This window comes from Mycobacterium sp. 236(2023) (genome assembly GCF_029623955.1).
Taxonomy (GTDB): domain Bacteria; phylum Actinomycetota; class Actinomycetes; order Mycobacteriales; family Mycobacteriaceae; genus Mycobacterium.
In genome coordinates, this window is the sequence record NZ_JARSBP010000002.1 from 1339127 (window position 1) to 1350622 (window position 11496).

An 11496-nucleotide genomic window follows, 5' to 3' on the forward strand; every position below is an offset into this window, starting at 1 on the left:
GCGCTCATCGGTCGGGCAGTGGGCGCTCCTCGATCGGCCTTCTCGGCTGCGGCCTGCGCACGGCGCGCTTGGCGGCCAGATACACCTGTGCTGTTTCGGAAGCTACTGTCTGCCAGGCGAAGTCGGACGTGAGCCGCTCCCGCGCGGCGATCGCTCGTTGCTGGGCTCCGGCTGGGTCGTCGAGAACCGCGCGGACCGAATTGGCGAGAGCTCCGATGTTGCTCGGCGGGTACGACATACCCGTTTCACCGTCGATGACGGCCTCGCCGAGTCCACCCGCCGTCGACGTGACCAACGGGATACCGGCGGCGGCCGCCTCGAGGGCGACGATCCCGAAGGGCTCGTAGTGCGACGGCAGCACCGCCACGTCTGCGCGGTGCAGGAGTGTCAGGAGTTGCGAATGATCAACGCGACCAACGAATTTCGTTGCCTTGAACACCTTGTACTTGCGCGCCTGCTCGGTCAAGAAGTCCAGCTGCGTCCCGTCACCCGCGATGGTCAGCATCGTGCCGGGGTGCGCGCGTCTGATCCTGGGCAGCGCTGCGATGGCGTCATGCACGCCCTTCTCGTATTCGAGGCGGCCGAAATACAGCAGCTCCGGCGGCCCGGCGTGCGGCCGGCGCGGCGCGAAAGGCCAACCATCGGTATCGATCCCGTTGGGGATGACCGTGATCTCCGCCAATTCGGGACCGAACAGCGTGGTGATCTCGTCGCGCATGGACGCCGAACAGGCGATCAGCGAATCCGAGTCACGCGCCAACCACGACTCGAGCGCGTGCACCTGACGGCTCACCGCACCCGATACCCAGCCGGAGTGTCGGCCGGCCTCGGTCGCATGGATCGTCGAAACCAGAGGCACGTCGAAGAATTGGGCCAGAGCCACCGCGGGCTGGGCGACCAGCCAGTCGTGGGCGTGCACGATGTCGGGGCGCCAGTCGGCAAGCATCAGGCCGGCGCGGACCATCGCGTGGCCCATCGCCGATGTCCACGCCATCATGTCGGTGCCGAAGGTGAACTCGTGCGGGTCTTCGGCCGCCGCGATGACCCGCACGCCCTCGTGGACCTCGTCGGTGGTCGGGTGCGTCTGCGGATCCGTGGCCGTCGGACGGCGACTCAGCACGACGACGTCATGGCCCGCCGTCACGAGTTCGGTTGCCAGGTGGTGGACGTGGCGGCCGAGGCCGCCGATCACCACCGGCGGGTACTCCCACGACACCAGAAGGATTTTCATTCTCACGGCCTCGGCAACCTCCGCGCGTCGAGCGCGCCGAACAGTCCGTCGGCGCGGTTCCACCCCTCGGCGAGTCGGAGCGCATGGTCGTGACGACCGGACGCCACCGCCGCAGAGATCTCACGAGTGGCGTGGGCGTGCAGGTGGGCGCGGTAGCGCGCGTAATCGGCCGCGGAATCCTTGCTGACCATGAACGGCCAGTCGCTCGACACGGTCAACAGGGTCTCGCGCAAGATCTGATCGGCGACGAAATTCCTCGGGATGGGGGAGCCCAGCGCAGCGCCGTGAGCGAGCGCCTTATCGACGGTGCTCAGCGCCGTGTCGACGACCTCGCTGTTGAGCCGGACGAGATCGGCGACCTTGTCGCCCGACCACACCTGCCAGTCCTTGCCCGAACCCCATGAGCTGGGCGGCAATTCGACCGGTGTTCCGACATATCCGTCGGTGATCGCATCGGACAGGGTGCCGACGCGCACACCGGCGGCGGGCAGAGCCCGCAGCACGCGTTCGAGCCACACGGGCCCCTCGTACCACCAGTGGCCGAACAGTTCGGTGTCGAACGCGGCGACGACGTGGGCCGGTCTGCCGATGCGGGCGCTCTCGTTGACGAGGCGCTGGCGCACCGTCTCGACGAAGTCGGCCACATGGATGTCGACGGCGGCATCGGCGCGCTCAGGGTCGTAGGGCGCCTTGTCTTCTGAGGCGACGTTGCGCCCGGTCACCCTGGCCGGTTTGAGCCCGGTGGCGTGGTCGTAGGTGTGGAAGTCGCGGTAGGCGGCGTGGCCGGGATACCCCGACCGCGGTGACCAGACGCGGTAGCTGACCTGGAGGTCGCGGCCGAAGGCGACGACGCCGGAGTCGGCGACAGGCCGCCCGAGTGCGGTGTCGCCACGCAACGACGGTCCGTCCACCATGAAGTGGCTCACCCCGGCGGTGGCGTAGCCGGTTTCCATGCCGGGCGCGTAGGCGCACTCGGGCGCCCAGATACCCGTGGGCGTGTGCGCGAATCGGGCGTTCGCGTCGCCGAGGCCCTCGCGCAGCGCGAACTCACGCAGCCTCGGATTCAGCAGAGGCTGGAACGGATGGGCGAGCGGCCCGCCGAGCAGTTCGACGACCTGCCCGTCGAGCAGTTCCCGCACCAGCGGGCTGGCGCCGTGCCGCCACAGGGTGTCGAATTCGGTGAGCTCACGCTGCGCCTCGGCGTACTCGCGGGAACCGAACTGCCGCAACGCATTCGGCTCCGATGCGGCCGAGGTTCCCGATGCGACGCGCGTCGACGCGGCTTCGAGGGCGCGCAGCTGCCAGTTTGCGAGCCAGTGGTTCATGCCCTGCAGGCAGTACGGATCGTCGAGCTGTGCAGCGACCACCGGCGTGATGCCGAGCGTGACCAGGTGTCTGCGGTCCTCGGCGGCCAGGGTTCGCAGCACCCGGATCAGCGGCAGGTATGCCGCGGACCAGGACTGGTAGAGCCATTCCTCACCGACCGGCCACCGGCCGTGGTGCGCGAGCCACGGCAGGTGCGTGTGCAGGACCAGGGTGAAGAGCCCGGGAACGGGCTCGGTGCTGTTGCTCACGCCGGGACGACCGCGATGGCGACCAGATCCAGGCTGTCGTCGATGTTGCGCTCCGATGCAGGCGTGAGGTCGAAGTCGTCGATGGTGACGGACTCGACATCGGCGAGCAGCTCTGCCGGCCACGGGGCGTCGGCCAGCGCGCGGGCGATCTGTGCGTCGATGATCGAGCCGCCGTGGCGGGCATCCATCTCCGTGAGCGCGGTGCCGTGAAAGACCCCGAGCATCGCCTCCAGCTCGAAGCCGGCGGACTCGAGCAGCTCGGTCATCTCCGCGGCGTTGAGCTCGCGCGTGTGGAACGGGTTGACGGGGGTGTCGCGCCCGGGGGAGAAGGTGATGCGGTTGGGCGTCGACATCAGCAGGATCCCGCCGGGACGCAGGACGCGCGCGCATTCGGCGACGAACTGGCCCTGATCCCACAGGTGCTCGATCACCTGGAAGTTGACGACGACATCGACGGAGGAGTCCGGTAGCGGCAGATTCGCCAGATTTCCCTGCCGCATGTCGACACGGGGGTACCTCGCGCGGACGTGCGCCACCGCTGATTCGTCGTAATCCAGGCCGATCACGCTGGAGGCGACGTCAGCGATCAGGTCGGCGCCGTAACCCTCACCGGAGCCGGCTTCCAGCACGTCGCGGCCGCGGCAGCGCTCCAGCAGCCGGCGGTAGACCACCTCGTGGCGGCGAAACCAGTAGTTCTCCTCGGCGAGGCCGGGGACGGTCCGCTCACCGGTCAACGCCATGGGCGTGTAGTCGCCATGCGTGCCGTTGCTCACAGTTGCGCTCATTGGAAGGCAGGCTAACCCGTAACCGACAGATGGCGAACTCTTCGCGAGCCCGGGCGATACAGATCGCAAACTTCGACCAGCTATGGTGTTTCTGCGAACCCCCTGAAGTTACCCGCGGGTAACATGGGGGTGATTGCTTCGAACGTGGTAATGCAGGCCGGTTGGCGGCCTCATCGAGGAGGACGAACCAGAGTCATGACGAACATCGTGGTCCTGATCAAACAGGTCCCTGACACGTGGTCCGAGCGCAAGCTGTCCGAGGGTGATTGGACCCTCGACCGGGAAGCAGCGGACGCCGTGCTGGACGAGATCAACGAGCGCGCCGTCGAGGAGGCGCTGCTGATCAAGGAGAAAGAAGGCGGAGACAGCACCGTAACGGTTCTGACCGCAGGTCCTGAGCGCGCCACCGAGGCCATCCGCAAGGCGCTGTCCATGGGAGCCGACAAGGCGGTTCACCTGGTCGACGAGGGCCTGCACGGATCCGACATGGTGCAGACCGGATGGGCATTGGCCCGTGCGCTGGGCACCATCGAGGGCACCGAGCTGGTCATCGCCGGCAACGAAGCCACCGACGGCACCGGCGGCGCCGTCCCGGCGATCATCGCTGAATACCTGGGTCTGCCGCAGCTGACCCACGTGCGCAAGCTGACCGTCGAGGGCGGCAACGTCACCGCCGAGCGCGAGACCGACGACGGCGTTTTCACGCTCGAAGCGAGTCTGCCCGCCGTGGTCAGCGTCAACGAGAAGATCAACGAGCCCCGCTTCCCGTCCTTCAAGGGCATCATGGCCGCCAAGAAGAAGGAAGTGACAAAGCTCACGCTGGCCGAGATCGGTGTCGAGGCCGACGAGGTCGGCGTCGCCAACGCCGGCTCGAAGGTGCTGTCATCGACGCCGAAGCCGCCGAAGACCGCGGGCGAAAAGGTCACCGACGAGGGCGAGGGCGGCAAGAAGATCGCCGAGTACCTGGTCGGTCAAAAGATCATCTAAGACATCCAGAATCCGAACAGACATAGAGGTAAACGAAACCCATGGCTGAAGTACTTGTGCTCGTCGAGCACGCCGAAGGCGCGTTGAAGAAAGTCACCGCCGAACTGATCACCGCCGCCCGCGCACTGGGCGAGCCCGCGGCCGTCGTCGTCGGCGAGCCCGGCACCGCCGAGGGCCTCGTCGACGGACTGAAGTCCGCCGGCGCTGCCAAGGTCTACGTCGCCGAGTCCGACGACGCAGAGAACTACCTGATCACCCCGTACGTGGATGTGCTGGCTTCGCTGGCCGAGTCCGCGACGCCGGCGGCCGTCGTGCTTGCCGCCAGCGCCGACGGCAAGGAGATCGCGGGACGCCTGGCCGCCCGCATCGGCTCCGGCATCCTCAGCGACGTCGTCGAGGTGAAGGAAGGCGGCAAGGGCATCCACTCGATCTTCGGTGGCGCCTACACCGTCGAAGCCGAGGCCGTCGGTGACACCCCGGTCATCACCGTCCGTCCCGGATCGATCGAAGCCGAGCCGGCCGACGGAGCCGGTGAGGTCGTCAACGTCGAGGTGCCCGCCGCGGCGGAGAACGCCACCAAGATCACCTCGCGTGAGCCGGCCGTCGCCGGCGACCGTCCCGAGCTCACCGAGGCGACCGTCGTCGTCTCCGGTGGCCGCGGTGTCGGCAGCGAGGAGAACTTCAAGGTCGTCGAGGACCTCGCCGACTCGCTCGGCGGTGCCGTCGGTGCCTCGCGCGCCGCGGTCGACTCCGGCTACTACCCGGGCCAGTTCCAGGTGGGCCAGACCGGCAAGACCGTGTCCCCGCAGCTCTACATCGCGCTGGGCATCTCCGGAGCCATCCAGCACCGGGCCGGCATGCAGACGTCCAAGACGATCATCGCGGTCAACAAGGACGAAGAAGCCCCGATCTTCGAGATCGCGGATCTGGGCATCGTGGGCGACCTGTTCAAGGTCACCCCGCAGCTGACCGAGGCGGTCAAGTCCCGCAAGGGCTGATACCGCAGCCAAGCACCAACAACAGGCCCCCATCTCACACCGAGATGGGGGCCTGTTGCTTCATCTCGGCCAACCGAACCGTCACCTAGCGCTCACGAACACGTCACGCAGCGATTGCCATCGCGCCCAACGCCTGCGCGACCGTGCAGCTATGAGCACTGCCTCTGTACTCATCCCCAGCGACACCTCTATCCCCGCCGGCTCCGCACCGAGATATTCGATGCTGCTGTGCACCGACGCCGATTCCATCGAAGCCGCTCAACGCCTACGACACGATGTGTTCACCTCGGAGCCCGGCTTCGCGCTGAAAGACACCAGCCGATCCGGCGACGGCGGGGCCGGGCTGGACGCTGACCGCTTCGACGAGTTCTGCGACCACCTCCTGGTACGGGACGACGACACCGGCGAACTCGTCGGCTGCTACCGCATGCTCCCGCCGCCGGGCGCGACCGCTGCCGGCGGGCTCTACACCGCCACCGAATTCGAGGTCGCCGCGCTGGACACGCTGCGGCCGTCGCTGGTCGAGATGGGACGCGCCGTCGTGCGTCACGATCACCGCAACGGTGCCGTCGTGCTGATGATGTGGGCCGGCATCCTCGCCTACCTGGACCGCAGCGGCTACGACTACGTGACCGGTTGCGTGTCTGTCCCGGTCGAAGACCCGCAACAGCAGGACCCGCCGGGCAGCCAGCTGCGCGGAGTCCGCGATTTCGTCATGCGGCGCAACGCCGCCCCGGCCGAATACACCGTCTACCCGTACCGCCCGGTCGTCGTCGAGGGGCGCGCCCTCGACGACATCGAACCGCCCGCGCGGGTGTCGGTGCCGCCCCTGATGCGCGGTTACCTGCGGCTGGGCGCGCAGATCTGCGGCGAGCCGGCCCACGACCCGGATTTCGGCGTGGGCGATTTCCCGGCCCTGCTCGACAAACGCCGCGCTGACGTCCGCTACCTGAAACGGCTGCGGTCGGTAGGCGCCGCGGCCGCGGTCGGAGTGCAGTCATGACCGTCGGCACCGAACATGCCTGGCTGCAGCCCGCCACCTGCGGCATAGGGTGCGTCCACGCCGGAGCCGACGGTCCCGGCCACCGGTGGGTGGTCGCGCTGCGCACGTCGGTGCGCGTCGCCGCGGCGGTGACGCTCTTCTCCTGTGTGTGGCTGCTGGCCCTGCCGCTGCCGGGCCGTTCGCATCTGCAGCGCGGATACTGCCGCATGATGCTGCGCTGCCTCGGGGTGAGGATGGCGGTGTCGGGTGGGCCGATCCGCAATCTGCGCGGCGTCCTCGTCGTCAGCGGCCACGTGTCGTGGCTGGACGTCTTCGCCATCGGCACAGTGCTGCCCGGTTCGTTCGTGGCCCGTGCCGACCTCACCAGCTGGCCTGCCCTCGGACCGATCGTGCGGATCATGAAGGTGATCCCGATCGACCGCGCCCGCCTGCGCCGTCTGCCCGCCGTGGTCGCAGCCGTGGCCGATCGGCTGCGTGCCGGACACACGGTCGTCGCGTTCCCCGAGGGGACGACCTGGTGCGGCCTCGGACACGGGCGATTCCGTCCCGCGATGTTCCAGGCCGCGATCGACGCAGGAAGGCCAGTACAGCCGCTGCGGCTGACCTATCGTCACAAGGACGGGCGACCGTCCACCGTGCCCGCGTTCGTCGGTGACGACACGCTGCTGACCTCCATCAAGCGGGTCATCACGGCGCGCAGGACGGTGTGCCACATCCACGTCGAATCACTGCAACTGCCCGGCGAGGACCGCCGCGACCTGATGGCGCGGTGCGAGGACGCCGTCCGCGGAGCCGGCCGGTCGACGCAGGTGACGACTTCCGACCGCGGTGAGGGTCACGCACTGGTCGCCTGAGCGCGGTAGGAGAAGTCGGCGACGCGACGGCTATCCTGGAACGGCTATGTCTGCGTCCGCGCCCGCTCCCAGGCCGGTCTACCTCGACCACGCCGCCACCACCCCGATGCGTCCCGCCGCCATCGAGGCGATGGCCGCTGCGCTGGCGACGGTCGGAAACGCCTCGTCGCTGCACGGCTCCGGCCGGCTCGCGAGGCGCCGTCTCGAGGAGTCGCGGGAGACCCTGGCCCATCTGCTGGGCGCGCGCCCGTCCGAGGTGATCTTCACCGCCGGCGGAACGGAAAGCGACAACCTCGCCATCAAGGGCATCTTCTGGGCCCGCCGCGACGGGGCGCCGCAGCGCCGCCGCATCGTGACGACCCCCGTCGAGCATCACGCCGTCCTCGACGCGGTGGCCTGGCTGGTCGAGCACGAGGACGCGGAGGTGACCTGGCTGCCTGTCGACGAGCACGGCGCCGTCGGCCCCGCCGATCTGCGCGCCGCATTGAGTGAACCCGACGACGTGGCACTTGTCTCGGTGATGTGGGCCAACAACGAAGTCGGGACGGTCATGCCGATCGCCGAACTCGCCTCCATCGCAGCAGAATTCGACATCCCGATGCACAGCGACGCGATCCAGGCGATCGGCCAGTTGCCCGTCGACTTCGCCGCCAGCGGACTGTCGGCGATGAGTATCGCCGCCCACAAGTTCGGCGGTCCTACCGGTGTCGGGGCGCTCCTGCTGCGCCGCGACGCGGCGTGCGTCCCGCAGTTGCACGGCGGCGGCCAGGAGCGCGACGTACGTTCGGGCACACAGGATGTCGCCGGCGTGGTCGGTATGGCGGCCGCCGCGCGGATCGCCGTCGACTCGATGGAGACGGGCAGCGTCCGGGTGGCCGAGTTGCGCGACCGCCTCATCGACGGTGTGCTCGACGCGATCGACGACGTCGACGTCAACGGTGCGTCCGGCGCGGGTCGGCTGCCAGGCAACGCCCACTTCACCTTCCGCGGCTGCGAAGGCGACTCGCTGCTGATGCTGCTGGATGCCAAGGGAATCGAATGCTCGACGGGGTCGGCCTGCACGGCAGGTGTGGCGCAGCCCTCCCACGTGCTGACCGCGATGGGTGCCGATCCGGCCAGCGCCCGGGGGTCGCTGCGGATGTCGCTGGGCCACACCAGTACCGACGCCGACGTCGAGGCAGTGCTCGAAGTCCTGCCCGCCGCGGTGGAGCGGGCCCGGCAGGCGGCGCTCGCCAGTTCGGGACGGCACTAGCCATGCGGGTACTGGTCGCGATGAGCGGTGGCGTCGACTCCTCGGTGGCCGCAGCCAGAATGGTCGCCGCCGGACACGACGTGGTCGGCGTGCACCTGGCACTGTCGTCGGCGCCGGGAACGTTGCGCACCGGATCCCGCGGCTGTTGCTCGAAGGAGGACGCCGGCGACGCGCGGCGAGTGGCCGACGTGCTCGAGATCCCGTTCTACGTGTGGGATTTCGCCGACCGCTTCAAAGAGGACGTGATCGACGATTTCGTCGAATCCTACGCGCGCGGCGAGACCCCCAACCCGTGTGTGCGCTGCAACGAGCGAATCAAGTTCTCCGCGTTGGCTGCCCGCGCGCTCGCGCTCGGCTTCGATGCCCTCGCCACCGGTCACTACGCTCGGCTGTCCGACGGCCGCCTGCGCCGTGCGGTCGACCATGACAAAGATCAGTCCTATGTGCTGGCCGTGCTGTCGGCCGAACAACTGCGCCACGCCGTCTTTCCGATCGGGGACACCCCGAAGTCGCAGATTCGCGAAGAAGCTGCACGCCTCGGGTTGTCCGTCGCCGACAAGGCCGACAGCCACGACATCTGCTTCATCCCGTCGGGGGACACCAAGGCCTTCCTCGGGGCCCGCATCGGTGTGCGCCGCGGTAGCGTCGTCGACTCCGCCGGTGCGGTTCTCGCCGAGCACGACGGCATACACGGCTTCACGATCGGCCAGCGCAAAGGCCTCGGCATTCCGGGCCCCGGCCCTGACGGTCGTCCGCGGTACGTGACCGGGATCGACGCACAGACGGGCACCGTGCACGTCGGCGATGTCGCCGACCTCGAGGTCTCGGGCCTTGTCGGGGACGCTCCGGTGTTCACCTCCGGTGAGGCGCCCGAGGGGCCGGTGGAATGCGTCGTGCAGGTGCGCGCGCACGGAGGCATCGCCGACGCCGTCGCCGAACTCCACGGCGAGACCCTCGACGTCACGTTGCGCACACCACTGCGCGGCGTCGCACCCGGCCAGACGCTGGTGCTGTACCGGCCCGACCCCGACGGCGACGAGGTGCTGGCGAGCGCGACCATCCGCTCCGCGCGCTAATCCGGGATGTTGGCCACGATGTTGGTCACCACGATGTCCGGCACCGAATCCGGGAACGCGCAGAACGTGACCTCCACGAGCACGGCCGACTTCACCCGGTAGTCGCGGCCGCAGTTGCCGGTCCTTGTGTGTATGGAATCCGGTGTGGCCGTGATCTCGCCCACCGTCGCCCCGCTGGAGCGCGTGGTGCCGCACTCCTGGATCTGGGCGACGACGTCGTCGAACACCCCACGCGCCGTTGCGGTGTCGCGGTAGCCCGCGGCGCCTTGGGAGATGATGCCGCCACCGGGCGGGTTCTGGTAGCTCTCTTTGCGGAACTCCTCGACGTCGGGACCGAAGATCTGTGTCTCGTCGTAGGCCCAATGGCATTGTTGCGGAATATTTTTCAGGAAGAAATCCGGCATCGACAGATCCACGGGAACCTTGCTGTCCGTGCCGGGGATGGGTGTGAGGTCGACGCCGGCACCGGTGATCGCCTGCATCTGCGATCGATCGAGGAGGACGCCGTCGACATCGACGGGGGAGCGCGAATCCTCGTCGATCCCCGGGACAGGGCGGACGGCGGTGCCGCCGACGGTCTGAGTGCACCCCGCGACGAGCAGCGCGGTAGCGCACAGCAGTGACGTCGATGCGCGGCCCGTCATACCAGGACCCTAGTGCGTGCAATATCGTCGGGCGAGTGAGTGTCTTCGCCGCCGCGACCGGCATCGGGTCCTGGCCCGGTACCTCTGCCAGGGATGCGGCCGAGGTGGTGGTCGGTGAACTCCACCGACTACCGCACCTCGTCGAGCTGCCCGCCCGTGGCCTGGGCGCCGACCTGATCGGGCGTGCCGGCGCCCTGCTCGTCGACATCGCCCTCGACACCGTCCCGCGGGGTTACCGCATCGCCCAGGGTCGCAGCTCGGTGACCCGGCGCGCCGTCAGCCTGCTCGACGAGGACGTCGACGCACTGGAGGAAGCCTGGGAGAAAGCGGGTCTGCGTGGCGGCGAGCGCGTCGTCAAGGTGCAGGCCCCCGGCCCGGTGACGTTGGCCGCCCAGCTGGAACTGCCGGGCGGGCACCGCGCGATCACCGACGCCGGCGCGGTCCGCGATCTGACCGCCTCCCTTGCCGAGGGCGTGGCCCAGCACTGCAAGCATCTGGAGCGGAGGCTGGAAAGCCCGGTGGTCGTGCAGTTCGACGAGCCGTCACTGCCCGCAGCGCTGGCAGGCAGGCTCACGGGGGTGACCAGCCTGAACCCGGTGCATCCGGTCGACGAGGCCGTCGTCGCCGCGCTGTTCGACGACTGCGTCGCCGCCGTGGGCAGCGAGGTCGCACTGCACAGCTGCGCCGCGGGGTTGCCATGGAAACTGTTGCAGCGCAGCAGCATCAGCGCGGTGTCTGTAGATGTCAACACCGTGACGGCCAGCGACCTGGACGGGATCGGCGAGTTCATCGATTCGGGCAGGACGGTTCTGTTGGGCGCGGTACCCACCGGAATCTCGGGGCAGAAGCCCACGGCCGAGCAGATCGCCGCCACGGTCGCAGGCATCACCGACCGGCTGGGTTTCGCCCGTTCCGTGCTGCTCGACCGCGTCGGCATCACCCCTGCCTGCGGGCTCGCAGGCGCGACTGCGGCGTGGGCGCGTTCGGCCGTCGAATTGGCGCAGCGGGCAGCCGATGGCCTCACCGACGATCCCGACGGAATCTGAGAGTCGAACGACCCCGCACACTCGTCTACTCTCAGTCGCGGGTGCC

At 68.8% G+C, this 11496-nt stretch carries 11 protein-coding genes; 7 read left to right on the forward strand and 4 right to left on the reverse strand.

Going from position 1 to position 11496, the window contains the following annotated elements; genetic code table 11:
- Positions 1-4: 4 nt before the first annotated feature.
- Genes P9A17_RS08925 through P9A17_RS08935 form a run of 3 tightly spaced genes read right to left on the reverse strand, consistent with a single transcriptional unit; the run spans position 5 to position 3590 of the window.
- On the reverse strand, positions 5-1231 hold the full coding sequence (locus P9A17_RS08925) for a glycosyltransferase family 4 protein (RefSeq protein ID WP_278038184.1): 1227 nt from the start codon (positions 1229-1231) through the stop codon (positions 5-7).
- A 2-nt stretch (positions 1232-1233) separates the two neighbouring features.
- Positions 1234-2805, reverse strand: coding sequence for a glycoside hydrolase family 57 protein (locus tag P9A17_RS08930; protein WP_278038185.1), 1572 nt, complete (start codon positions 2803-2805; stop codon positions 1234-1236).
- Complete coding sequence (locus P9A17_RS08935; protein WP_278038186.1) at positions 2802-3590, reverse strand: class I SAM-dependent methyltransferase; 789 nt, start codon at positions 3588-3590, stop codon at positions 2802-2804. Before P9A17_RS08935 ends, P9A17_RS08930 begins: the two co-directional genes overlap by 4 nt.
- Positions 3591-3785: 195 nt before the next feature.
- Here P9A17_RS08935 and P9A17_RS08940 point away from each other — a divergent pair, with 195 nt between their 5' ends.
- From P9A17_RS08940 to mnmA, 6 genes are all read left to right on the forward strand, one after another.
- Positions 3786-4577: an electron transfer flavoprotein subunit beta/FixA family protein gene (locus P9A17_RS08940; protein ID WP_278038187.1), complete on the forward strand. Its 792-nt coding sequence runs from the start codon at positions 3786-3788 to the stop codon at positions 4575-4577.
- Between the two features lie 41 nt (positions 4578-4618).
- On the forward strand, positions 4619-5575 hold the full coding sequence (locus tag P9A17_RS08945) for an electron transfer flavoprotein subunit alpha/FixB family protein (protein ID WP_278038188.1): 957 nt from the start codon (positions 4619-4621) through the stop codon (positions 5573-5575).
- A 151-nt stretch (positions 5576-5726) separates the two neighbouring features.
- Positions 5727-6578: a GNAT family N-acyltransferase gene (locus tag P9A17_RS08950; protein WP_278038189.1), complete on the forward strand. Its 852-nt coding sequence runs from the start codon at positions 5727-5729 to the stop codon at positions 6576-6578.
- A complete protein-coding gene (locus P9A17_RS08955) occupies positions 6575-7432 on the forward strand; it encodes a lysophospholipid acyltransferase family protein (RefSeq protein ID WP_278038190.1) in 858 nt (285 codons plus the stop codon). The genes P9A17_RS08950 and P9A17_RS08955 overlap by 4 nt, the downstream gene beginning before the upstream one ends.
- Before the next feature lie 46 nt (positions 7433-7478).
- Complete coding sequence (locus tag P9A17_RS08960; RefSeq protein WP_278038191.1) at positions 7479-8684, forward strand: cysteine desulfurase family protein; 1206 nt, start codon at positions 7479-7481, stop codon at positions 8682-8684.
- A gap of 2 nt (positions 8685-8686) precedes the next feature.
- Positions 8687-9760 carry a tRNA 2-thiouridine(34) synthase MnmA gene (mnmA, locus tag P9A17_RS08965; protein WP_278038192.1) on the forward strand — a complete coding sequence of 358 codons (1074 nt, stop codon included), beginning with the start codon at positions 8687-8689 and terminating at the stop codon, positions 9758-9760.
- Here the strand turns inward: mnmA and P9A17_RS08970 are convergent.
- A complete protein-coding gene (locus P9A17_RS08970) occupies positions 9757-10404 on the reverse strand; it encodes a sensor domain-containing protein (RefSeq protein WP_278038193.1) in 648 nt (215 codons plus the stop codon). The two genes, mnmA and P9A17_RS08970, sit on opposite strands and share 4 nt — an antisense overlap.
- 35 nt (positions 10405-10439) lie before the next feature.
- Here P9A17_RS08970 and P9A17_RS08975 point away from each other — a divergent pair, with 35 nt between their 5' ends.
- Positions 10440-11450: a methionine synthase gene (locus tag P9A17_RS08975; protein ID WP_278038194.1), complete on the forward strand. Its 1011-nt coding sequence runs from the start codon at positions 10440-10442 to the stop codon at positions 11448-11450.
- Positions 11451-11496: the final 46 nt, after the last annotated feature.

Excerpts from the sequence above, each read along its gene's own strand:
- P9A17_RS08925 (WP_278038184.1), bottom strand. The coding sequence starts at position 1,231 with ATGAAAATCCTTCTGGTGTCGTGGGAGTACCCGCCGGTGGTGATCGGC.
- P9A17_RS08945 (WP_278038188.1), top strand. The coding sequence starts at position 4,619 with ATGGCTGAAGTACTTGTGCTCGTCGAGCACGCCGAAGGCGCGTTGAAG.
- P9A17_RS08955 (WP_278038190.1), top strand. The coding sequence starts at position 6,575 with ATGACCGTCGGCACCGAACATGCCTGGCTGCAGCCCGCCACCTGCGGC.
- P9A17_RS08950 (WP_278038189.1), top strand. The coding sequence starts at position 5,727 with ATGAGCACTGCCTCTGTACTCATCCCCAGCGACACCTCTATCCCCGCC.
- mnmA (WP_278038192.1), top strand. The coding sequence starts at position 8,687 with ATGCGGGTACTGGTCGCGATGAGCGGTGGCGTCGACTCCTCGGTGGCC.
- P9A17_RS08940 (WP_278038187.1), top strand. The coding sequence starts at position 3,786 with ATGACGAACATCGTGGTCCTGATCAAACAGGTCCCTGACACGTGGTCC.
- P9A17_RS08970 (WP_278038193.1), bottom strand. The coding sequence starts at position 10,404 with ATGACGGGCCGCGCATCGACGTCACTGCTGTGCGCTACCGCGCTGCTC.
- P9A17_RS08960 (WP_278038191.1), top strand. The coding sequence starts at position 7,479 with ATGTCTGCGTCCGCGCCCGCTCCCAGGCCGGTCTACCTCGACCACGCC.
- P9A17_RS08935 (WP_278038186.1), bottom strand. The coding sequence starts at position 3,590 with ATGAGCGCAACTGTGAGCAACGGCACGCATGGCGACTACACGCCCATG.